Origin of the sequence: Bradyrhizobium manausense, assembly GCF_018130615.1 — a bacterium.
Lineage (GTDB): Bacteria > Pseudomonadota > Alphaproteobacteria > Rhizobiales > Xanthobacteraceae > Bradyrhizobium > Bradyrhizobium manausense_A.
Map to the genome: position 1 here is coordinate 76,653 of NZ_JAFCKB010000023.1, position 22,740 is coordinate 99,392.

A 22,740-nucleotide genomic window follows, 5' to 3' on the forward strand; every position below is an offset into this window, starting at 1 on the left:
AATCAGGTGGTCGGGCTGATCAGGAATTTAAAACCGTATTTTTCCAGAATGGTCTTGGCCGTCGTCGAGCGCATGAAGGCGAGATAATCGCTGGTCTCGGGCTTCGCCGTCGTGGTCGCCGCCACCGGATAGATGATCGCGGGATGCGAATCCGCCGGGAAGGTGCCGACGATCTTCACGCCCGGCTCGACCTTGGCGTCGGTGGAATAAACGATGCCGAGCGCGGCTTCGCCACGCGCGACCAGCGTCAGCGCGGCGCGCACGCTCTCGGCCATCGCGAATTTCGGCTCGGCCGCCTGCCAGGCCCCGAGCTTCTCCAGTGCGGCCTTGGCATATTTGCCGACCGGCACCGACTTGACGTCTCCGGTCGCGATCTTGCCGTCGCCGGCGAGCTTTGCGAGATCAAAGCCCTGCGCAATGGTGACGTTGTCGATCTTGGAATCCTTCGGCGCGATCAGCACGATGCTGTTGCCGAGCAGGTTGACTCTGGAAGGCTCGTTGATGGTCTTCTTGGAGAGAGCGTAGTCCATCCAGTCGGTGTCGGCGGAGACGAACACGTCGGCCGGCGCGCCCTGCTCGATCTGTTTGGCCAGCACCGAGCTCGCGGCATAGCTGACGCTGAACTTGACGCCGGTCTTGGCGGTGTAGGCCGCATCGATCTCGTCGAGCGCGTTCTTCATCGAGGCCGCGGCGAACACGGTGATGGTCTTGTCCTCGGCGCTGGCGGGCGAAAGGCTCGCACTCGCGAGAAGCACGAAGGCAGTGAAAAGTCCGGCAAGTCGATACATGGATGGCGCTCCGTGCCCCGCGCGCGCACAAACGCACGCGCAAATCTGGCGTTGGGTGGGTTCAAGTCGCGACGGGCGGAAGCGCTGTTCCACGTGTCCCGCAGCGGCTTACGGCCGGCGGGGATATCGCAGGTGCGAAGATAGCAGGCCGGCGCCTCAGGTCAAAGGCGACGGTTTGTCTAGCCAGACCCGCTTATTGGGCCGGCAGGATCGCAATGGACAGTGAATTGTCCTTGGCACCGCTGATCTGGAGCACAAACGGCTTGTCCGAGAGCTCGTATTTCATGGTCTTGCGGATGCCGTCGCAATCGGTCGCGCCGCTGAAGGCCACCGGCTTGAGGAAATGCCCGTCCTGGACAAGATCGACCCAGGCGCCGGAGGACAGGCTGATCGTGTAGAGCCCGGCCTTGGCCGTCTTGATGCTGGTGAAGCCGGCAAAGGTGCCGTCCGTCGGCGCCCGCTCCGGCGGCGAGGGCAGTTTGGCTTCCTGCGGCGCGACCAACCCCAGGGTGATGGCCGATGCCGGGACGGCGGCCTGTTCGCTGCCCGAGGCGAGCCTGGCACGGTCCGGCGCAGTCAGCGCGGCGCGATCGCGCTCGATCGGCCATTTGAACTTGTCGCAGCCGCTGGGCTCTTCGGCGGCGAAAGCGGAGGTCGCGCTGATCGTGAGCACGGCAAGAAGAGCGAGGACGCGCATGTCAATCTCATCGTTGGCCACGCCAGGCGCGGCTTGCGGTCAGGTTTGTTGAAGGACGGGATGCGCATCCCGGAATGCCGCGGGCTTACGGCCAGGCGGCGCGGCGATCCTAGCGCATTTGGGGAGTGCGAACCAACCAACTACTTCGTCATCCCGGGGGGGCGCGTAGCGCCCCGGGACGACACTGGTGTGTGTAGTGGCAGCGTCAATCTCCCCTCGTCATCCCGGACAAGCGGAGCGCAGCCACGTCCTGTGGCTAGCGCGACAAGCGCAAGCGCTCGCGCGGCGGTCCCCGGCTCGCTTCGCGCCCCGGGACGACGGTGGTGTATGAGGTGGCAGCGCGCCCAACCACGCGCCCTACGGCTTCGCATCGCCCGCGTGCAGCACGGCTTTGCAGGCCGCCGGCATCTGGGCCAGCGTCATCGGCGGTTTCGGCTTCGGCGGCTCCGGTGGCGGTTTCGGGTGCAGCACGCCTTCGCTGAACCAGTAGGCGAAATCGGAGGGCTTGCAGCCTTCGTCCTCGGATTGCGATGGCTGGCCTTCGCATTCGCCGGCGCCCGCCGGGCAGCGCATGCGGATGTGGAAGTGATAGTCGTGGCCCCACCAGGGCCGGATCTTCGACAGCCAGGAACGGTCGCCCCTGGCCTCACGGCACAACGCCCTCTTGATCGCGGGATTGACGAAGATGCGCTGTACCGCCGGCTCCTGCGCGGCGTCGCGCAGCACCAGCACATGGCTCGGCGTGAACACTCTGGGATCGATGTCGAGGCGATCCTCGCGCACCATCATCACTGCCGACATCTCCTCGCGTTCTTCGCGCGAGAGCCGGTGATCGGGCATCGGCGTCAGCCAGATGTCGGCATCGAGGCCGATCTGATGGCTGGCATGGCCGGAGAGTGCAGGGCCGCCGCGCGGCTGGCCGATGTCGCCGACCAGGATGCCCGGCCATCCCGCGTCCTTGTGCGCCTTGGCGGCGAGGCGCTTGATCAGCGCGATCATGTCGGGATGACCGTAATTGCGGTTCCGCGACAGCCGCATCACCTGCCAATTGTCGCCGTTGAGCGGCATCTGCTGCGCGCCGCCGATGCAGCCCTTCACATAGGAGCCGATGACGCGGGCCGGTCCCCTCGAGGGCAGCAGTTTTCGCGCGAACAGCTCCTTGGCGCCGAGCTTGGGATCGTTCGGATTGGCGAGCGGCGGCAGCGGCTTCGGGTTGACGCTGCCCTTGTCCTGGGCCAGCGCGCCGCCGGCGGCCAGGAGCGTCATGACAAGCAGGAGAGAGGCGATGCGGCGGGGACTCATGCTGGCATCCTTATAACCCAACACCGCGCTGGGGTCACCGAACGATGCGGCACGTCATGCGGGCGTGATTCTTAACCGCGCGATAACTCTATCCCGCACTGACCAAAATTCGTGCGCGGAACGAGAGGCGTCCCGGTCCCGCATGCAAGCGGGCCTGCGTTCCGGAATTGAATCATGGAGACTGCACGTTTTTGCGCCTCCGCTCTCGCGGATCGCGACGCGCGCGCAGGTTCGATGCGCCTGACGATGCTTCTCGCGCCTCGCAAACAGGCAAATCAGTCCGGCGCGCAGCCACGGCTCAATGGGCGCCGCCGACCAGGATTACTTTTCTTTCAGACACTTGGAGCAAGACTTGCGGCCGCTAGGCGCGGCTAGGACGTGTGAAGTTGAGTTTGGGGTCCAATAGAACAAAAAAACGAAAGCGAACCGTGCTTGCGAGAGGCGGCCAACAGCCGCGCAAGCTGCGATTTGCGCGCGCGCCTCATCAGCCCGTCGAACGCGACCAACTCGTGCAGAGCCGTGCGGAAGCTGAAGCCGCCATCATTGATGCACGCAAATCGCATGAACGGCTGCGCCAGGCGGTCGACCTGTTGCCGCAAGGCATCGTGATTCTGGATCCCGATGGCCGTTACGTTCTCTGGAACAAGCAATATTCCGAGATCTACAGCAAGACCGCCGATCTGTTCCAGGAAGGCGCGCGCCTCGAAGACACGCTGCGCGTCGGTGTTGCCCGCGGCGACTATCCGGAAGCGGCCGGTCACGAGGACGAATGGATCGCCGCGCGGCTGAAGAAGCTCTACGAGCCCGGCAAGCGCCACGAGCAGACGCTGTCCGACGGCCGGGTCATCCTGATCGAGGAACGCCGCACCGATGACGGCGGCGTGGTCGGCCTGCGCGTCGACATCACCGAATTGAAGCAGCGCGAGGCCTCGTTCCGCCTGCTGTTCGACGGCAATCCCGTCCCCATGATCGTCTGCGCGCGGGACGACGAGCGCATCCTCGGCGTCAACGACGCTGCGATCGCGCATTACGGCTATAGCCGCGCCGAGTTCGAGCGTCTGAAGATCCGCTCCCTGCAGGCGTTCGACAGCGAGCCGCCCTGGACCGTCGATCGTTCCAGCGACGAGCAGGCCGGCCGCACCTGGAAGCACGTCAAGGCCGACGGCGCGCTGATCGATCTTGCGATCTATTCCCGCGAGCTGACCTATGCCGAGCAGCCGGCGGTGCTGCTCGCCTTGATGGACATCACCGAGCGCAAGCGCGCCGAGGCGCGGCTCGCTTTCATGGCCCAGCATGACGCCCTGACCGGCCTGCCGAACCGCAATCTGTTGCGCCAGACCATGGACGAGATGTTGCTGCACACGCGGCGCAGCGTCGAGAAGGTCGCGGTGCTGATGCTCGGGCTCGACAATTTCAAGTCGGTCAACGAGACGCTGGGGCACGCTGTCGGCGACAAGCTGCTGCGTGGCGTCGCCAAGCGCCTGCGCTCCACCTTGCGCGAGGAAGACACGCTGGCGCGGCTGAATTCCGACGAGTTCGTCATTGTTCAAAGTGGCCTGACACGGCCCGAGGACGCGGTCGGGCTCGCAAAGCGCCTGCTCGAAGCCATTGCCGATCCCTATCTGCTCGACGGCCATTCCGTGGTGGTCGGCGCCTCCATCGGCATTGCGACGGCGCCCGGCGATGGCGACGATTCCGAAAAGCTGCTCAAGAGCGCCGACATGGCGCTGTCGCGCGCCAAGTCCGACGCACGCGGCACTTTTGCCTTCTTCGAAGCCGGGCTCGATGCCAAGGCACAGAGCCGCCGCAAGATCGAGGTCGAGCTGCGTGACGCGATCCAGAACGACGTGCTGCGCCCCTATTATCAGCCGCTGATCGACCTCCAGAGCGGCCGCATCACCGGCTTCGAGGCGCTGGTGCGCTGGCCGCATGCCGAGCGCGGCATGGTCTCGCCGGCCGAATTCATTCCGGTCGCCGAGGACACTGGCCTGATCAGTCCGCTCGGCGGGTTGATGCTGCGCCGCGCCTGCCTCGATGCGGCGACCTGGCCGGACGACGTCCGCGTCGCCGTCAACCTGTCGCCGCTCCAGTTTCGCAGCGGCAATCTGCTGTCGATGGTGACGGATGCGCTGAAGCAATCCGGCCTGCCGCCGCGCCGGCTCGAACTCGAGATCACCGAGACGCTGCTGCTCGAGAAGAGCGCGCAGGTGCTGGCGACGCTGCATGCGCTGCGCACGCTCGGGGTCCGCATCTCGATGGACGATTTCGGCACCGGCTATTCCAGCCTGAGCTATTTGCGCAGCTTCCCGTTCGACAAGATCAAGATCGACCAGTCCTTCGTGCGCGGTTTAGGGGCCAATCGCGAGGCGCAGGCGATCATCCGCTCCATCGTCAGCCTCGGCAAAGGCTTAGGGGTCATCATCACGGCCGAAGGCGTCGAGACCGAGGCCGAGCTGAGTTGCCTGCGTGCCGAGGGCTGCGACGAGGGCCAGGGCTTTCTGTTCAGCAAGGCGCGGCCGAACGTCGAGATCATCAGCCTGCTCGCGGCGCAACGCGGCATCGACGGCGACACCGCGCTGGTGGCTTGAGGGACTACTGGCGAAAGGGATGCGCGCTCTCTCACTCCCTCGCCCCGTTCTTACGGGGAGAGGGAGCGCAGCGGCAATCGCGGCTGCCACCTAGCCCCCCGCCAAAATCATCTTCCCCACGTCCTCGAAATGCGTGTCGCGCGCCTGGATCTGTTGGGCGATTGCATGCATGTCGCGAAACCGCCGCTCGAACGGATTGCTGCGAAACACGGCGGTGGCGCCGGCCATGCGATAGGCGGTGTCGACCACCTTGGCCGATTGCTGGATGGTCCAGGTCGCGGCGAGACGGACGGCGCTGCGATGCGCCGGGCTGAACGCGCTGGTCGCCGAGAGGTCGCGCCACATCGCATTCGCCGTCGCATAGAGATAGGCGCGGGCGGCGCGCAGGTCGCCCTCGGTGCGGCCGATCAGGCCCTGGACCGCCTGATTGTCGCGCATCGCGCTCGCCGCCAGCGACGGCTGCTTCGTGCGCGCCAGGGCGATCGCCGCATCCAGCGTCGCGCGCGCGACGCCGAGCGAGACCGCGGCAAAGCCGAGGCTGAAGGTCGAGCCGGTCGGAAGCCGATAGAGCGGGCCCGGCTCGCGCAAGGCCTCGGGCACGTCGCGAAACACGGCAAAGCGGTCGGGGATGAAAAGGTCTTTCACCTCATAGGAATCGGTGCCGGTGCCGGCGAGCCCGATCGCCTGCCAGACGTCGTGCATCACCGCGCTTGCAAGCGGGAACAGGATGGTGCGCATCTCCGGCGAACCATCGGCATTCTTCCGCGGTATGCCGTCGGCGCTGACGATGCGGACGTGGGCGCCAAGCCAGCTCGCCTGCCGCGAGCCCGAGGCAAAATCCCAGCGCCCGGTGACGCGGTAGCCGCCCTCGACCGCGCGCGCCTCATGTGCCACCGCGCCCCAGGCGAGAATGCCCGGCGACGTGTTGAAGATCTCGTGCGCGCTGTCGTGGTCGAGCGCGGCTGCGATCATGGCGCAGACGCTGCATTGGCCGAGGCACCAGGCCGTGGAGGCATCGGCCTTCGCGATCTCCTCCAGCATCTGCATGAAAATCTCGGGCGGGGCTTCCGATCCACCCAGGCTCTGCGGCAGCAATGCCCGATAGAGCCCGTTCCCGATCAGCGCATCGACGACTTGAGGCGTCAGCCGCCGCGTTCGCTCGATCTCGTCGGCCTCATCCGCAATCAGCGGGACGATGGCTCGCGCGCGCTCGACGAGATCAAATCCGACAGTTCCGTCCATGTCCGCGTTTCCTCGCCCATTCTGCCGTGAGCGGTGAAATGCGATGGTGGTCTATTTCGTAGAGGCGATCAAGCTGCTGCTAGGACGCCTCGAGCGCCCGTTCCATGATGATGGTGCGCTCGTCGCCATGGTAGCTGTCCCGCACGGCCTTGAAGCCGAGGCGGGCGTAGAATGTCTCGGCGGTGACCGAGGAGGGAACCGTCAACACAGCAATGTTTCGTTCGCGTGCAATGCGCTCGATCTCCGCCATCAGCAGCCTGCCGATGCCGCGCGCCTGGACGTCGGGCGCCACGAACACGGTGCGGACGACGCTTCCATCCAAGCTTGCCGTACCAACCACGCGGCCGCCGATGGAGGCGACGAACACGGTGCGTTTGCCGATCAGCGCCCGCACCGCGTCCGGACCAAAGCTTTGCTCCACCCTGGCAATGATCTCGTCGGTATAGTCCTTTGCATTGGTTTCGCGCAGCGCACGCAGGACCACCGCGCTGATGTCGGCGGCGTCGTCGGCAAGCGCTGGCCGGATCGTGCAGTCCATCACTTGGTTCCTGACCGGCTTGTCGTGCTGGCGGGATAAATGCTACGTTTTGTAGCAGATCTCCGTCCGAGAGGCACGCGATGAAGAAGCCAACCCGCCGCGCGCCGGCCGAGCTGAAGCTCGAGGACGCGCCGATGAGCGACATCATCGACGCCCTGGCCGGCGGGCGTGTCACCGCGACGGCGCTCACAAAGGCCTATCTCGCGCGCATCGCAGCCTATGATCGCGGCGGGCCCATGCTGAATTCCGTTCGCGCGCTCAATCCGGACGCGCGAGCGATCGCCGGCACGCTCGACGGCCGCAAGCCGTCGGCCAAGCGTCCGCTGGCCGGCGTCCCGATCCTGGTGAAGGACAACATCGCGACATCAGACAAGCAGCCGACGACGGCGGGCTCGCTGGCACTCGAGGGCGCGCGCGCGAAGCGCGACGCCACCGTCGTCAAGCTGCTGCGCAAGGCCGGCGCGGTGATCCTGGGCAAGGCGAACTTGACCGAGTTCGCCAATATCCTCGCGATCGACATGCCCTCGGGTTACTCGTCGCTGGGCGGCCAGGTGAAGAACCCCTACGTGCCGGCGCTGGTGGACGGTAGGGGCATTCCGATCGTGGACCCGGGCGGTTCGAGCTCAGGTTCGGCGGTCGCCGTCGCGGCTGGCCTGTGCGCAGCTTCGATCGGTACCGAGACTTCAGGCTCGTTGCTGCATCCTGCCAGCCGCAATGGCATCGTCACGGTCAAGCCGACCGTCGGACTGATCAGCCGCGCCGGCGTCATGCCGATCGCGCATAGCCAGGACACCGCGGGGCCGATGACGCGCACGGTGCGCGACGCAGCGCTGCTGCTGAATGTGCTGGCCGCCGAGGACCCGCGCGATCCCGTGACGGAGCGGCAGCGCAGGCCGGCCGATTACACGGCTGACCTCGCACGCGATGCGATGAAGGGCGCGCGCATCGGCGTGCCGAGCGACCCGGCCGACCCGCTGAACGATTGCTACTACGGCAAGTTGTCATCCGACGGGGCCAGGCTGATGGCCGAAGTCATCAAAGTGATGCAGGACCTTGGTGCCGTCATCGTGCGCGCCAACATGCCGACGCGTGGCTGGATCGCCGGGCCGGGCACCGGCATGGCCGTGCTCAACCGCAATCCGCTGAGCAGCAACAAGGGCAATCCGACCGGCGCGCCGATCGTGTTTCTCTACGAGCTGAAGTACGGGCTCAATCTCTACCTCAGGGATTGGGCGACCAATACCGGCATCAAGACCATGGCCGATATCGTCGCCTTCAACGCGGCGAATGCGGAGAGAGCCCTGCGCTTCGGCCAGGATCTGTTTCTCGCCGCTGACCTCACCAAAGGCGATCTGAGCGAGCGCGAGTACAAATCCGCACGTGCCATGGATTTGCTCGCGGCCAGGACGCATGGCATGGACGCCTACATGAACCAGCACAGGCTGGACGCCGTCCTGTTTCCCGGTGCGACCGGCGCGGCAATCGCAGCCAAGGCAGGCTATCCCAGCGTCATGGTGCCGTCAGGCTTCGTCGCGGGGGCCGACGGCAAGGACACACCGGACTATCCGCTTGGTGTTAGCTTCGCGGGCCGTGCCTGGAGCGAGCACAAGCTGCTGCGTCTCGCCTATGCCTATGAGCAGGCCTCCAACATGCGCAAGCCTCCGCTCGGCCTGCCGGGGCTGTAGACCGCCGCGCAGGGCCTGAACCTACGCGGCGCGGCGCACGACCAATTCCCATGCCGATCGTCAGAATTCTCCTGGTCCTGCTGGCGTTCGCCGCGCCCGCCTTCGCGCAGGACGGTATCCACGAGCTGAACGCCGCGCGCGATGCCGCGAAGGCGTTCAAGATCTATATCGACGGCGTCGCGAAGAAGGGCGGGCGGCCCGATCTGACCCGGCCTGATGTCGCCGCCATGCTCGGCCGCATCTACGATCTCGACGCCTTTGGGTCGCTGCCGCCCCCGGAGGCAAGCGACATGAACTGGCTGCCGGACTGGTTCGACGCCGCCAACGCGTCGGCCAAGCTCTTCACCTTTTACGGCGCAAAGCCGGGGCCGCAGCCTGATTTGCCGGCGGTCGCGCGTAACATGACTGAATATGGCGATCAGTATGCGACGGCTGTCAGCTTCATGATCCGCGGCATGGCGCGCGAGGCAGTTGCGGGCCAGATGTTCTGGAACGAGCTTCCGCCGGAGCACCGCACCCGCATCCGCGAAGAGGGATTTGCGGGCCTTCGCAAGAACAGCGCCCTCTTCATTCTGTCCACGGTCTGCGCGGCGATCCAAGGCGCGAGCAAGCCCGCCAATGCGCGCCTGGTCGCGGCGGCGCTGCGCGACACGCGCGAAGTCTGGGCGAACTATCTGTACCCTCAAGATCGGGCCCGCGTGATCGCAGAGCTCGCCGACCTCCCGAAATGGGCGCCCGACGAGACGGCGCGCGCCGATCTTGCCACCTTCACGGCCGCGCTTCAGGCGGTGAACTGATCGAACGTCCTGCGTTAAACCTGCGCTTCCGCTTTCACGTCCGGGCTGCTTTGACCGAGCCGCGGCTCCGAGCCCGCAAGCAGCCGCTGAATGTTGGCGCGATGGCGGATGATGACGTAGAGGCCGCCTGCGATCACCAGCAGCCGATAGGGCAACGGGTGCGGCAAGCCGCAGGCGAGGATGATGGCCGCCACCGCCGCAAGCATCGAGCTGAGCGAGACGATCCGCGTGACCGCGAGCACGAGGCCAAAGACGACTGCCGTACCCAGTCCCACCGGCCACGACATCGCCAGTGCCACGCCGAGCCCGGTCGCGGCCGATTTGCCGCCGGTAAAGTTCAGCCAGATCGAGCGGCCATGGCCCAGCAGCGCGGCAATGCCGGCGAGGCACACCGCCCATGGCACCCAGGCTTGCAGATCGGCCGCTGCCGACGGCGTCGGAGATAGCTCCGCAGTCAGCCAAGGCCAGAACCAGCGCGCAACCAAGATCGCAGCCATGCCCTTCAGCACGTCGATCACGAGCACTGCCAAGGCGGGCCATTTGCCCAGCGTCCGCAGTACATTCGTGGCGCCGGTGGACCTCGAGCCGTGCTCGCGAATGTCGATTCCTCCGAGCAGCTTTCCTGCCAGATAGCCCGTGGGGATCGAGCCCAGGAGATAGGCGATCACTGATCCGACTGCGCCTGCGATCCAGAAAGCCATGTTTGTGTCCAGTGTCCTGTTATCCGTATCTTATCGCCGGCTTCGCCTGACCGCCATCGGCAAGACCTTGGAGCCACCTTCCCGCTGTAGCAGAAGGCGCCCAAGCGCGACGCGAGCGCGATCATGCAAGCCGAGCGCGGACGCGCCGTGGCCGACGTGAATGCTCTCGGTGAGCTTCAGGAGCGCCGGCCTTTGGAGTTGAAGATCTTGTCGCGCGTGGGTTCCATCATGACCAGAAAGAGCACAATGAACAACGCAACCGCGACAGGATAAGCGAAAATCAGCAGAACCGATGCCAACATGACTTCGCCGCGGGCGCCGAAGAAAAACGGTGCCAGTTCGAGCGGCATGACGACGCCGAACCCCGCACTAATTCCACCAATGACTGCCACCACGACGCAGATTGCAACCCTGTTCAGGAATAGGGCGAGCACGAAACAAACCAGTGCGACGGCGATGAGCGCCGTTTCCGTCTGGTGCATCAATTGGACCGGCCAGCCAGACTGTTGATTGCCGAGAGAGGCGAACACGAACATCATGGGAGCTACTAAGGCGCTGTCCTGACTCACGGCCGGCTTTCGTCCGACTGACCGCGCGTCCGATGATTGCACGTTTTGGTTGATGATTTGTGTACCTGCGCCGGACTTGGCCTGGTTACGGCGCCGCTGCCTTTCCCCTGCATTGAACCTGTCCGGCCTCCAGGCGCACCAAAACCGCGTATGTCTCGCACAAACGCGACGAAGGAACGCGCGATGAAGGCCCTGAAGGCGTCGATCTGCATTGCGGTCACGGCACTCGCGCTGAGCCTGCCGCTGGGCGCACCTTCCCATGCGGGCGAGGACGAGGCGGGCACGCTCACCCGGCAGATGAAGGAGCTCTATCGGGCCGGCAAGTACACCGAAGCGTTGCCATTGGCCCAGAAAGCCCTGGCTCTTCGCGAGGCGGAGTCTGGCCCCGATGACGCCAAGGTCGCGATGCCGCTGAATGATCTCGGCACGATTCACTACAATCTCGGGCAATACGCCGTTGCGGAGCCGCTGTACAAGCGCGCGCTGGCCATCAGGGAGAGGACGCTCGGTCCGAAGCATCCCGAGGTCGCGATGGTGCTGAACAATCTGGGCGATCTCTATCGCGCGGAAGGGCGTTACGCGGACGCTGAGCCGCTGCTCAAACGGTCGATCGCCATTGACGAGACAACGGTCGGTCCCGACGATCCGTCGATCGTGCTGCCGTTGAGCAACCTTGCCGCCGTCTACAGCGGTCAGCGTCGGTACGACGAGGCCGTGCCGCTGTTCAAGCGGGGGCTGGCCGTTCTAAGGAAGGCGCACGGCCCCGACGATCCCGAAGCCACGGTGCTGATGAGCAACCTGGCCGATACCTACATCAATCAGCATCGCTATGCCGACGCCGAACGGCTGCTCAAGCGCGCGATAGCGGTGACCGAGAAGGCCTACGGACCCGATCATCCCGACGTCGCGCAGGCGCTGAACAATCTGGCCGCGCTCTACGCGCGTCAGGGGCACAACGCCGATGCCGAACGGCTGTTCAAGCTGTCGGTGGCCACCATGGAGAAGACGCTCGGTCCCAACCATCCGGATCTCGCCGATGTCCTGGAGAACCTGGCCGGTCTCTACAAGGACGAGGGCCGCTACGCCGATGCCCGGGAAGTCATCAAGCGGTCGATGGCCATTCGTGGCAAGACAGGGGCAATCTGAACGGCCGGCGAGGCCGGTCGATAGGTCCTTCGCGTGAGGATCATCGCGCGATCGCGTTGGGAGCCTGCCATGACGACGCCTGCAAGACTGCTCGGAATTGCCGTCGCCCTGTCGTGGCTCGGAATGTCAGCCGCAATGGCAGCCGGCGGCTCGTCGAAGGACATGTGGAGCGGCGCATGGAGGCTCGATATGGACCGCTACGATCGGCCATGGCTCACCTTTTACGACACGAGCCACAAGACGGTGTTTCGCTTCGGCTGTGGGACGCATTACGAGCTCGATGCGGTCTATCCGGGCGAAGCGCCGAAGCAGGATCACACCGAGGCCACGATCACGATCGGCAACGGCAAGACCCAGATGGACTTCGCCGGCTTCACCTACTCCGGCCCCGAATCCTTCCCGCCGAACACCTCGATGTTCAACCAGGCGGACCTCGGGCATCCCGAATTCGCCGACGACAAACGGAGCGCGCTGGAAAACCGCCTCCTGGATCTTCTGGGCTCCGGGAAGCCCCTGACGATCTCGGCCGAGGGCAAAAGCTACGTGCTGCCGCCGACCAGGGCGTCGCGCTGGCGCGCGCGTTTCCAGAAGGTCTGCTGACGCGCCGGTCGCAAGCAACGGCGGCGCGCGTCTCCTTGGCAGCATCCATTTTTTTATCGTATTGACGGCTCGACCATGTCGGCATGGGCCGGTCTCGATCGTCCTTGGGTGGACAGTCGCGGACCCGTTGTAGGCGACCCCGGCACACGGGCCGCGACGTCGTCACCTCGAGCCGTCATAATCGAACTGGAGCAAGACCCCATGAGGATCACCGTCGAAACCAGCGTCGCCGCCCCCATCGATCAGGTCTGGCGCGCCTATACGACGCCCGCCGACATCGTGAAGTGGAACGCCGCGTCGGACGATTGGCACACCACCAAGGCGACGGTCGACCTGCGCGAAGGCGGCATCTTTTCGTCGCGCATGGAGGCCAAGGACGGCAGCATGGGTTTTGACTTCGCCGGCACCTACACGACCATCGTCGAGCACAAGCTGATCGAATATGCGTTCGGCGATCGCAAGGCCGAGGTCGAGTTCGTGCCCGAAGCAAAGGGCGTTGTCGTCCGCGTCGTGTTCGACGCCGAAACGACCCACCCGGTCGAGCAGCAGCAGGGTGGCTGGCAGGCGATTCTCGACAGTTTTGCGCGATACGTCGAGGCGAAGCAGAAGGCGTCGTAAAGGCGCGTCGGGCAAGACAGGGGGACGCTGGCGGACACCGTCAGCTCCCCCGAAGGGACCTGTAGGGCAACCCTCAGGTCGAAGGGCGCTGTCGACAGCGTTGCTGTCGCTGGACATCACGTCCTATGAACGGCCGGCGGCGCATCGCCCAAAATTTCATCCGCCTCCTTGAGACCTGCTTCGACCTTCCTCCTGTTGGGGTTTGCCCAATATCTGAATGTGTCGCAACCAAACGACAGGATGACCTGTTCAGGCCTGATGAATCGGTAGCCCAGTTTCTGTAACAGGGTTTCAGGGATGCGCTCGGTTCTCGCATCCACCACGACGCAGAGCTCATGCGATACGACGATCTTGCGCCGCTCTCGGGCGGCCAAGACGTTCAGCACGTGCCGGACGAAGAGTGCCGCGTCCCCACGACTGAGGCGGTACTGAGGCCCCTCGCCAGCAGTCTGAAGTTCAGCCCAATGCTTCGCGATGTTCAGCGACAGGCCTCCGGAGAGTCTAATACGATGACCTTGCTCCCATCCTACAATCTCCAGGAGCCACGTCGTGAACCGTCGCGATATCGCTGCGATATCGCGCAGCGGACTCTCCATGTTGTTCCGGTTCGCCATCTCGCCTCCAGTCGGCCGCTCGATAAATATCCCTCTTCATCTACAAGTGGGAAGCGATATAGATTGCAATTCCATGAAGCTGCGCCACAATTCGTCGTCCCCCAATTGAGGCGAAGCCGGATGCAAGTGTTGACGCAAAGGTTGCTCCTCCGGCCGTGGACGGACTCAGACAGGCCGCCCTTTGCGGAGATGTCTCGGGATCCCACCGTCATGGAACACCTCCGTCCGCTTGCCACGCGGGAGGCGTCCGACGCCTGGATCGATTTTCAGATCAACCATCAATCCGCTCACGGTTTCTGCTTGTGGGCCGTGGAGTCGAGAGCATTCGGCATTTTCATGGGGGCTGTCGGACTGTCGCGCATCGGCTTTGTCGCCGGCTTCACGCCGTCGGTCGAAGTCGGTTGGCGGTTGGCGCGGCCGTTTTGGGGCCAAGGATTTGCCGTCGAGGCTGCGCGAGCGTCGATTCAATTCGGCTTCGACGAGATTCGTCTCGCAGAGATCGTGGCGCACGCAGGGGTCCGAAACGTTCGATCAAGGCACGTGATGACGAGGCTTGGGATGTCCCACGACAGCGCGGACGATTTTGACCATCCCCGTATCCCGGAAGGCGACCCGTTGCGGCGGCAGGTTCTTTATCGACTGAGGCGCGAGGTGTGGGTTTGATGCTGTATCGGCAGCGGGAGTCGGCCGAAAGAGTCCCTCGATCAGCACCCCCGACAAATCCCGCTGATCTTGCGGTCGACATTCGCATCCTCCTGATCGAGAAAATCCGGCGGTCCCATCGTCGTTGCAGGAACGTCCGATGCGTGCGGCTGGCGATGGCCGACCGGTGCCGTCCAGGGTTTTGTGGTGGTTTCCTTTCCGGCCACCGGCGGATGGAACGATTGCGCCGACGCGATGCCCATTGTCGAGACGAGTGCGACCACAACCAGCAGCTTCGAGGTGCTCATGAATGCCTCCGAATCGCGTCCGCGCGAGATGCGCGGCTCTGACATTCAGATTTGCATCGAAGACACGTTATTCCGCTCATAGCGGAGGCGTGATGCCGCCGTGACCGGGCTTTCCGGAGCGAGGCCGCGTCAGACCGGTGCTTTCCTGCCGATCAAGCCGAACACGATCATGACGAGGCTGATGCCGCCGACGACGCCGGAGACCTCGCCGACCGTGCGCATCAGGGCGACAGGATCATTGGACCACAGCGTCATGTCGCGCATCGACAGGAAGAACAGCACGGCCAGCACCAGCAGCACCGTGCCCACCGCAATCAATCGCCAGTTTCGTCGTCGCATGACAGACACCCCGTATCGCCCATGGACGGGCAAGCCGATCCCTACGCAGGGGATAGTGTCGTTGGGCGTGGACCGGGTTCAATCGGAATGGCGGACGGCCCCGACCGAGAGTCGGCCTGCCGGTGTCGTGATGGCGGCCGCCACCGTCTTCGTCTACGATCCGGGCGAACCAGATTTCGAAAGGCACGGCGATGCAAACCATTGGTCTGATCGGCGGCATGAGCTGGGAGAGCACGGCGCTCTACTACAAGCTCATCAATGAGCGCGTCCGTGACCGTATGGGCAAGCTGCACTCGGCGCCGCTGCTGATGTACTCCTACGATTTCCAGGAGATCAAGGAGATGCAATACGCCGGCCGCTGGGCCGAGGCAGCGGCCAGCCTCGCGGATGTGGCGCAGCGTCTCGAAAACGTCGGCGCGCGCGCGATCGTGCTGTGCACGAACACCATGCACAAGCTGGCACCCGACATCACGCCGAAGCTGACCATTCCCTTCATTCACATCGGCGACGCGACGGCCCAGAGGATCCGGGCCAAGGGATATCGGCGCGTCGGCCTGCTCGGCACCAAGTTCACGATGGAGGAAGATTTCTACATCGACCGGCTGCGCGCGCATGATCTCGATGTCCTCATTCCGCCCACTGACGCGCGCGCCGACGTGAACCGCATCATCTACGACGAGCTGTGCCTTGGCGTCGTGGCTGCGTCCTCGCGCCGCCGCTATCAGGACGTGATGGCCGCCCTGGTCGGGCGCGGCGCCGAGTGCATCATCCTCGGCTGCACCGAGATTACGATGCTGGTCGGCGCCGCCGATACATCAGTCGAGACGTTCGACACGACGGCCATTCACGCGGAGACCGCGGCGGATTTCGCGATTGGGTGATGGTGAGGCCGGTAGCACTGGACGTCTGCCATCCGACGCGGCAAGTTCGGCCGATGTCGGCGGGGCCACATCCTGACACCGTCGACCCCCAATGATAACATGCCTCCCGTCACGAGCCTGCGAAGTCGTTCTCACAAGCGTGCACGCAAGAACGTGGGAGGCAAGTCCAGTGAATTGGAAAGCGCTCTGCAGGCCGCGCGGTTGCCGCGGGCTTTTCTCGCCCGTCATCCTCGCCTCCGCGCTCTGGGCGTCCTGGGCCTGCGCGCAGGACGCCCGAAGCTCGCCTGGCGAGGCGGGACCGGTTTTTTCGGATAGCGGCCCCGACGCCGATGCCTATGGTGCTGCTTCCGGCTATCCGATCGGGACGCGGGCGACCACCACCCAGCTTGACAAGCTCGTCGGGGTCTACAGCCATTTCGGCGAGATCTACCCCTCGCGCCCGATCGGTCGCGCGGCGGCGCCGTGGCAATTCAAACGCGCGCCGGAGCCATCGATCACTTACAGTTTCGGCACGGAGCGGCTGAGCATCGCGGATTACCTCAAGCGCAATCCTGTGACAGGCCTGCTGATCGCCAGGGACGACACCATCCTGTACGAGCACTACCAATATTCGCGGACCGATCACGACCGCTTTCTGTCGCAATCGATGGCCAAGACACTGGTGTCCATGCTGGTCGGGATCGCGGTCTCGGAGGGACGGATCAAGTCGATCGACGATCTCGTCTCGACCTACGTCGCCGGTCTTGCAGGAACGGAATACGGCAACACATCCATCCGGGCCTTGCTGAACATGTCGTCGGGCGTCGACTTCTCGGAAGTCTATGACGGGCATGACGATATCGCCCGGCTTGGGCGGGCCCTGTTCGTTGAACAGACGAAGGATCCCGCCGCCGTCGTCGCGCAATTCAATACCCGGATCGCGCCGCCCGGCACCAGATGGCACTATGCAAGCGTGGAAACCGAGATCCTGGGCCTGGTCCTGCGCTCCGCCACGGGCACGCCGGTTGCCGACTATCTCCACGACCGGATCTGGAATGCGATCGGCACCGAAGCGGATGCCTCCTGGGCGATCGACGGAAGCGGACAGGAGATTGCTTTTTGCTGCTTCAACGCAACCTTGCGCGACTACGCGCGCCTGGCCCGGCTGCTCGCACATGACGGCGCCTGGGAGGGTCGTCAGTTGATTCCCCGGCAGTGGCTGCTGGATGCCACGACCGTCAGGCCGGGCGACGGCCATCTCGCTCCGAAAATGGCCACACCCTATTTCGGCTATGGCTATCAGGTCTGGATCCTCCCTGGCGAGCAGCGCAGGTTTGCCCTGCTCGGCATCCGCGGCCAGGTCATCTTGGTCGATCCAGCCTCGAAGCTCGTCATGGTGCACACCGCCGTTCGCCAGAAGCCATCCGAGCCGGGAGCCCTCAGAGAACCGCTCGCGCTGTGGTCCGCGGCGCTTCAACAGCTCGGGCAATGATTCGACTGCGCGGATGCCTATGAACCCTCGAATAATCGAAACGGCGCCATAATACCGGCGAGCCCCTCCGGCCCGTTCGGAGGGCAACGCGTATGGCGCCGCCCGCAATGTCAGGCAGCGCTCTTCCCAATATCGCCTTGCACCCACCCATTCCCCTCATTCCGGGGCGATGCAAAGTATCGAACCGGGAATCTCGAGATTCCGGTTCCGCCCTTCGGGCGTCCCGGAATGACAGGTCTGCCCATATGCGATAGCCCCGGGTCCGCTCCGGGCACCGGCAGCGATTGAGTTCCGTGGAAGCGGCTTGGTATCATGTCCCCCAAATTCGGGCGACGCACAGAGGCTCAAGCGAAAATGCGCAGCGCGCGCCTGATGTCGATTTTGTTGGGTCTAACGCGGCGACAATGACGGACATCGATATCGAGCACATCATCGATCGCATCCACGAGGCTGCGGCCGTTCCGGAGCTCTGGCCGGATGTTCTGGAAGCCATCGCGCATGCCGCAGGCGCACATGGCATGGTCATGATTACCTCGGACGCCGATCCGTGGGCTGGCGTCTGGAATGGTGTCGTGACGTCGCCGTCGATCCGTGAGGCATTCTCGGCGTTCATGCGTGACGACCTCTCAAGTCGCACGGAGACGACCCCCCGACTTCTGGCACTTGATCATCCCGGCTTCGTGAGCGAGCAGGATGTCTTTTCGCTGGAAGAATGGGAGCGTGATCCATATCGGACGGAGTGGAATAAAGTATGGGGCTTCGAGCACGCTTGCGCGACGGCAATCCATAGTCCCTCCGGTGAGCTCATTGTCTTTCACATGGAAAGATTGGCAGGCCGGCCTGCCTTTTCACGGCAGGATCTCGATTTCCTCGATCGCTTTCGTCCCCATCTTGCGCGGGCGGCCCTGCTGTCGACGCGCTGGCGTCTCACCCGGATGCGGGCGGCGACCGAGGCGTTGGCGCTTGTCGGTCTGCCGGCCCTCGCAATTGCGCGATCCGGACGGGTTGTGGCCGTGAACGACTTGATCGAAGGCATGACGGATGTCCTGCGGTGGCTACCGAAAGACCGGCTTGCCATCAGGGACGGCGCAGCCGACGCGCTGTTGCGCGCCGGCTTGCTTCAACTCGGGTCAGCTGAAAAGGCCGTGTGTTCCTTCGCGGCGCGCCGTACGAACGATCAGGATCGGGTGGTCTTTCATCTCGTTTCGATGCCAGGCGAAGCGCGCGATCTGTTCAATGGGGCCGTCGGCCTTCTGATCGTGACGCCCGTGACTGCCTCCCAGGCGCCGAGTCTGGCGCTCATTCGTGGCCTGTTCGATCTCACCCCCAGCGAGGCGCGCGTTGCGCGTGGCATCGCGCAAGGCCAGACGATCGGCGACATCGCGGCGCATCACGGATTGAGCCGTGAAACAATCCGCACCCAGATCAAGGCCGTCCTTGCCAAGACGGGAACCCGCAACCAGAAGAGTGCAGCTGCGCTCTTCGGCGGGATCCCCAAATTGCCCCTCGGGTGACGCCCTGAGGGATTCGGGCAGGTACGATTAAACCTTGGCGATGTGTGAGGGTCTCTTCACCCAAAGGGGTGAAGACAGGGTCCGCCCTCCGGGGTCAACTCCGTCAGGGAGTCTGACGAGATAGCGCAGGGATGGTGAGACCGGAGTTCCCAATTTTCGATGTGACCATGGCGCAGCGCAGGCGACGAACATGGGCCTGGAGCATCTGCACCAGCCAGGGCGTGGTGGTCATGCAGGGCCGGGAACGAAGTCGGCCTGCGGCAAAGTACCGGGCCGAAAGAGCGCTGTTCCAGCTGCTGCTGACTGCCCCCTATCGCTCCCGGCTTTCGGCCTAGCGGAGGCGTTCATCCGAACTTATCGGCTAGGAGCGCTTCGCCTCATCGAGGAACGCTTGAACGGCTTCGAACAGGCGTAACCGATTCTTTTCCATGATGATGGTGTGGGTACCTTCCGCCAATTCGACGTACCGCTTGCCGGGCGAATTGACCAGCAATGGAAACAGCGCCTGGGCCATGTAAGGGGGCGCATCGCGATCCCACTCGGCTCCAACCAAGAGCGTTGGGACCGTAATTTTCGACGGGTCGTAATAGGGTTTGCCTGCGCCGAAAAATTGTGCGCCGTCCTGAACGACCCCGTTGGGAGCGCGCAACATCGCCGGGGTCATCTGGGCTCCAACCGGATCGGTCGCAAAGGTGGCATCGGCCCAAGCCTCGAACCAGCCTTGCGGGATGAGCGAGGCCTTTTTCTCTTCCGGGACGCCGGTGTACCAACGCTCTTTGGCTTGCTCGCGCGTCACCATCCGGTAAGCGCCGAGTTTGCCAGGGCCTGCCTGGACCAGGGAAGCCGTCTGACGGATCCACACAGGCGCATACAAAACCAATCTCTCCACCTTGGCGGAATTCTGGGTCGTGTATGTCGCCATCAAGGTCGTTCCCCACGACCAGCCAAGGAGGTTCAGGCGGGGGATGGCTCGTCGCGCAAGAATGAAATCCACGGCCGAGCCGATATCCCGTACCGCGACTTCGCCGGTGACGATTGGCGGATTGGCTTCTGCCTTGTCGTCCATCTCCTTGGGGCGCGTCGACTTGCCATATCCGCGCACATCCAGCGACCAGACGTCATAGCCGCGCGATGCGATGTACTCCATCCACGACGTGCCATCGAGCTTGAGATCAAAAGCCGTCTCCGACGGATATGTTGCGCCGTGAACGTAGAGCACCGTCTGCTCCGGGCGGAATGTTGTCATCCCGGCGGGCCGCTTGTTCCGGACATAAATCTCGATGCCGGGATCGGCGCTCTTCACCATGATCTCTTCGGTGATGAGCGAACCGGACTGAGCAAATGCAGGTGCAGCGAGAATCATCGAAGTCAAAAGACCCACGAAAATTGAGATCCTCATAGTCGGGCTCTCTGGGGTTCAATGATCAGTTTGTCAGATGTGGGACCTGCGAGCATACCGTCTCGGAGGCCTCTTTCAAGTCGAGCCTGAATGTCAAAGCGGGTTCGGCGTCACGACGGTCAGCCGGTCCTCAACGTTGATTTCGGGTCATGTTCGACCAAGAGCCTGCACCCGTCGCCATTGCCGTTCGCTCGGCCTGCAAAGCCCTGGGTGTCGAGGCGGCCGGCGGGCGGGGCCCGATCGCGGGTCCGCCGATCACACGCGCTGCCATGATGCCATCATGCCAGTGTTTTGCCCGACGGGTCAAATGGATTTCGTAAAATCGGAAAGGCGCAATGCCGACAAGGGGCGGGCTACTGGCTACTGTGCATGGGGTTGTTTTCGCGATTTTGTCGTCCGGTCGCGAAATGCTTCGACTGGACCCGCCGCGTCACGCCTGAGGCGGCTTCCGCCGGTGGCCTCAGCTGTCCACCTTCAGCGCGGCAATGAAGGCTTCCTGCGGGATGTCGACCTTGCCGAACTGCCGCATCTTCTTCTTGCCTTCCTTCTGCTTCTCCAGCAGCTTTCGCTTACGCGTGATGTCGCCGCCGTAGCACTTTGCGGTGACGTCCTTCCGCAGCGCGCGCACCGTCTCGCGGGCGATCACCTTGCCGCCGATCGCCGCCTGGATCGGGATCTGAAACATGTGCGGCGGGATCAGCTCCTTCATCTTCTCGACCATGGCGCGGCCGCGCCCCTCGGCGCGGGTGCGGTGGACCAGCATCGAGAGCGCGTCGACCGGCTCGGCGTTGACCAGGATCTGCATCTTGACGAGATCGGCCGGCTTGTAGTCGGTGAGGTGATAGTCGAACGAGGCGTAGCCCTTGGAGACCGACTTGAGGCGGTCGTAGAAGTCGAACACGACCTCGTTGAGCGGCAGGTCGTATTTCACCATCGCGCGGGCGCCGACATAGGTCAGCTCCTTCTGCGAGCCGCGGCGGTCCTGGCACAGCTTCAGCACGCTGCCGAGATATTCGTCGGGGGTGAGGATCGTGGCCTCGATCCAGGGCTCCTGGATCTCCTCGATCTTCACCACGTCGGGCATGTCGACGGGATTGTGGATCTCGAGCTCGGTGCCGTCGGTCAGCTTCATCTTGTAGATGACGCTCGGCGCAGTCGCGATCAAATTGAGGTCGAACTCGCGCGACAGCCGCTCCTGGATGATCTCCAGATGCAACAGCCCGAGGAAGCCGCAGCGAAAGCCGAAGCCGAGCGCGGCCGAGGTTTCCATCTCGAAGGAGAAGCTGGCGTCGTTGAGGCGCAGCTTGCCCATCGCGGCACGCAGCGTCTCGAAGTCGTCGGCGTCGACAGGGAACAGGCCGCAGAACACGACGGGGATCGCCGGCTTGAAGCCCGGCAGCATTTCCGTCACGGGCTTCCTGTCGTCGGTGATGGTGTCGCCGACGCGGGTGTCGGCGACTTCCTTGATCGCGGCGGTGATGAAGCCGATCTCGCCGGGACCGAGCTCGTCGACCTGCTGCATCTTAGGCGTGAAGAAGCCGACGCGCTCGACGTCATAGGCCGCGCCGGTGCCCATCATGCGCACGCGCTGGCCCTTCTTCATGACGCCGTCGACGACGCGGATCAGCACGACGACGCCGAGATAGACATCGTACCAACTGTCGACCAGCAGCGCCTTCAGCGTCGCATCGCGATCGCCCTTCGGCGGCGGCAGGCGGGTGACGATGGCTTCCAGCACGTCGGGGATGCCGAGGCCGGTCTTGGCCGAGATCATCACGGCGTCGGAGGCGTCGATGCCGATGACGTCCTCGATCTGCTGCTTGACCTTCTCCGGCTCGGCGGCCGGCAGGTCGACCTTGTTCAGGACCGGCACGATCTCGTGATTGTTGTCGAGTGCCTGGTAGACGTTGGCGAGCGTCTGCGCCTCGACGCCCTGGCTGGCGTCGACCACCAGCAGGGAACCCTCGCACGCCGCCAGCGATCGCGACACCTCGTAGGCGAAGTCGACATGGCCGGGCGTGTCCATCAGGTTGAACACGTAATCCTTGCCGTCCTTGGCGCGGTAGGCGAGGCGCACCGTCTGCGCCTTGATGGTGATGCCGCGCTCGCGCTCGATGTCCATGGAATCGAGCACCTGCTCCTTGCCCGCCATTTCGCGGTCGGAGAGGCCGCCGGTCATCTGGATCAGGCGGTCGGCCAGCGTCGATTTGCCATGGTCGATATGGGCGACGATGGAGAAATTGCGGATGTTGGAAATGGGGACGGTCGTCATGGGCGCGGGATACCACTCACATCCCCGTG

22 protein-coding genes are annotated in these 22,740 nt (G+C 64.1%); 10 read left to right on the forward strand and 12 right to left on the reverse strand.

Features of this window, described 5'->3' with window-relative positions:
• Window positions 1-2 precede the first annotated feature (2 nt).
• From modA to mepA, 3 genes are all read right to left on the reverse strand, one after another.
• Window positions 3-788, reverse strand: coding sequence for a molybdate ABC transporter substrate-binding protein (gene modA, locus JQ587_RS31345; RefSeq protein ID WP_212427913.1), 786 nt, complete (start codon window positions 786-788; stop codon window positions 3-5).
• A gap of 193 nt (window positions 789-981) precedes the next feature.
• A complete protein-coding gene (locus JQ587_RS31350) occupies window positions 982-1,485 on the reverse strand; it encodes a hypothetical protein (protein ID WP_212427914.1) in 504 nt (167 codons plus the stop codon).
• Between the two features lie 357 nt (window positions 1,486-1,842).
• A complete protein-coding gene (gene mepA / locus JQ587_RS31355; RefSeq protein WP_212427915.1) occupies window positions 1,843-2,787 on the reverse strand; it encodes a penicillin-insensitive murein endopeptidase in 945 nt (314 codons plus the stop codon).
• Window positions 2,788-3,215: 428 nt separating this feature from the next.
• On the opposite strand from mepA, the gene JQ587_RS31360 reads away from it, so the two are divergent.
• Window positions 3,216-5,375 carry a putative bifunctional diguanylate cyclase/phosphodiesterase gene (locus JQ587_RS31360; RefSeq protein WP_212427916.1) on the forward strand — a complete coding sequence of 720 codons (2,160 nt, stop codon included), beginning with the start codon at window positions 3,216-3,218 and terminating at the stop codon, window positions 5,373-5,375.
• Window positions 5,376-5,465: 90 nt separating this feature from the next.
• On the opposite strand, the gene JQ587_RS31365 is transcribed toward JQ587_RS31360, so the two are convergent.
• Together JQ587_RS31365 and JQ587_RS31370 are read right to left on the reverse strand one after the other, a co-directional pair.
• Window positions 5,466-6,617, reverse strand: a complete 1,152-nt coding sequence (locus JQ587_RS31365; RefSeq protein ID WP_212427917.1) for an acyl-CoA dehydrogenase family protein — start codon at window positions 6,615-6,617, stop codon at window positions 5,466-5,468.
• Window positions 6,618-6,696: 79 nt separating this feature from the next.
• Window positions 6,697-7,155, reverse strand: a complete 459-nt coding sequence (locus JQ587_RS31370) for a GNAT family N-acetyltransferase (protein ID WP_212427918.1) — start codon at window positions 7,153-7,155, stop codon at window positions 6,697-6,699.
• 80 nt (window positions 7,156-7,235) lie between these two features.
• Here JQ587_RS31370 and JQ587_RS31375 point away from each other — a divergent pair, with 80 nt between their 5' ends.
• On the forward strand, window positions 7,236-8,840 hold the full coding sequence (locus JQ587_RS31375; protein ID WP_212427919.1) for an amidase family protein: 1,605 nt from the start codon (window positions 7,236-7,238) through the stop codon (window positions 8,838-8,840).
• Window positions 8,841-8,890: 50 nt separating this feature from the next.
• A complete protein-coding gene (locus tag JQ587_RS31380; RefSeq protein ID WP_212427920.1) occupies window positions 8,891-9,637 on the forward strand; it encodes a hypothetical protein in 747 nt (248 codons plus the stop codon).
• A gap of 14 nt (window positions 9,638-9,651) precedes the next feature.
• On the opposite strand, the gene plsY is transcribed toward JQ587_RS31380, so the two are convergent.
• A complete protein-coding gene (gene plsY / locus JQ587_RS31385) occupies window positions 9,652-10,338 on the reverse strand; it encodes a glycerol-3-phosphate 1-O-acyltransferase PlsY (RefSeq protein WP_212427921.1) in 687 nt (228 codons plus the stop codon).
• Window positions 10,339-10,514: 176 nt separating this feature from the next.
• Window positions 10,515-10,907 (reverse strand): hypothetical protein, encoded by a 393-nt coding sequence (locus JQ587_RS31390; protein ID WP_212303451.1) that lies wholly within the window; start codon window positions 10,905-10,907, stop codon window positions 10,515-10,517.
• A gap of 183 nt (window positions 10,908-11,090) precedes the next feature.
• Here JQ587_RS31390 and JQ587_RS31395 point away from each other — a divergent pair, with 183 nt between their 5' ends.
• From JQ587_RS31395 to JQ587_RS31405, 3 genes are all read left to right on the forward strand, one after another.
• Window positions 11,091-12,053 (forward strand): tetratricopeptide repeat protein, encoded by a 963-nt coding sequence (locus JQ587_RS31395; RefSeq protein ID WP_212303450.1) that lies wholly within the window; start codon window positions 11,091-11,093, stop codon window positions 12,051-12,053.
• A 69-nt stretch (window positions 12,054-12,122) separates the two neighbouring features.
• On the forward strand, window positions 12,123-12,653 hold the full coding sequence (locus JQ587_RS31400) for a hypothetical protein (RefSeq protein WP_212303449.1): 531 nt from the start codon (window positions 12,123-12,125) through the stop codon (window positions 12,651-12,653).
• Between the two features lie 201 nt (window positions 12,654-12,854).
• The gene (locus JQ587_RS31405) at window positions 12,855-13,271 is read left to right on the forward strand and encodes an SRPBCC family protein (RefSeq protein ID WP_212303448.1); all 417 of its coding nucleotides are present in this window, start codon (window positions 12,855-12,857) and stop codon (window positions 13,269-13,271) included.
• Window positions 13,272-13,387: 116 nt separating this feature from the next.
• On the opposite strand, the gene JQ587_RS31410 is transcribed toward JQ587_RS31405, so the two are convergent.
• The gene (locus JQ587_RS31410; RefSeq protein ID WP_212303447.1) at window positions 13,388-13,885 is read right to left on the reverse strand and encodes a hypothetical protein; all 498 of its coding nucleotides are present in this window, start codon (window positions 13,883-13,885) and stop codon (window positions 13,388-13,390) included.
• A 120-nt stretch (window positions 13,886-14,005) separates the two neighbouring features.
• Between JQ587_RS31410 and JQ587_RS31415 the strand changes: the two genes are divergently transcribed.
• Window positions 14,006-14,548, forward strand: a complete 543-nt coding sequence (locus JQ587_RS31415) for a GNAT family N-acetyltransferase (protein WP_212303446.1) — start codon at window positions 14,006-14,008, stop codon at window positions 14,546-14,548.
• A 41-nt stretch (window positions 14,549-14,589) separates the two neighbouring features.
• On the opposite strand, the gene JQ587_RS31420 is transcribed toward JQ587_RS31415, so the two are convergent.
• Window positions 14,590-14,835: a hypothetical protein gene (locus tag JQ587_RS31420; protein WP_212303445.1), complete on the reverse strand. Its 246-nt coding sequence runs from the start codon at window positions 14,833-14,835 to the stop codon at window positions 14,590-14,592.
• 129 nt (window positions 14,836-14,964) lie between these two features.
• Window positions 14,965-15,174, reverse strand: a complete 210-nt coding sequence (locus tag JQ587_RS31425; protein WP_212303444.1) for a hypothetical protein — start codon at window positions 15,172-15,174, stop codon at window positions 14,965-14,967.
• A gap of 191 nt (window positions 15,175-15,365) precedes the next feature.
• Between JQ587_RS31425 and JQ587_RS31430 the strand changes: the two genes are divergently transcribed.
• The 3 genes from JQ587_RS31430 to JQ587_RS31440 all read left to right on the forward strand — a co-directional run bounded on the left by JQ587_RS31430 (window position 15,366) and on the right by JQ587_RS31440 (window position 19,040).
• On the forward strand, window positions 15,366-16,055 hold the full coding sequence (locus JQ587_RS31430; RefSeq protein WP_212303443.1) for an aspartate/glutamate racemase family protein: 690 nt from the start codon (window positions 15,366-15,368) through the stop codon (window positions 16,053-16,055).
• A 169-nt stretch (window positions 16,056-16,224) separates the two neighbouring features.
• The gene (locus JQ587_RS31435) at window positions 16,225-17,526 is read left to right on the forward strand and encodes a serine hydrolase domain-containing protein (RefSeq protein ID WP_212303442.1); all 1,302 of its coding nucleotides are present in this window, start codon (window positions 16,225-16,227) and stop codon (window positions 17,524-17,526) included.
• Window positions 17,527-17,930: 404 nt separating this feature from the next.
• Entirely contained in the window at window positions 17,931-19,040 is a 1,110-nt protein-coding gene (locus tag JQ587_RS31440; RefSeq protein ID WP_212303441.1) for a helix-turn-helix transcriptional regulator, read from the forward strand.
• A gap of 361 nt (window positions 19,041-19,401) precedes the next feature.
• Here the strand turns inward: JQ587_RS31440 and JQ587_RS31445 are convergent, their stop codons facing one another.
• Together JQ587_RS31445 and lepA are read right to left on the reverse strand one after the other, a co-directional pair.
• Window positions 19,402-20,439: an alpha/beta hydrolase gene (locus JQ587_RS31445; RefSeq protein ID WP_212303440.1), complete on the reverse strand. Its 1,038-nt coding sequence runs from the start codon at window positions 20,437-20,439 to the stop codon at window positions 19,402-19,404.
• Between the two features lie 460 nt (window positions 20,440-20,899).
• Window positions 20,900-22,711 (reverse strand): translation elongation factor 4, encoded by a 1,812-nt coding sequence (lepA, locus tag JQ587_RS31450; protein ID WP_212303439.1) that lies wholly within the window; start codon window positions 22,709-22,711, stop codon window positions 20,900-20,902.
• Window positions 22,712-22,740 lie beyond the last annotated feature (29 nt).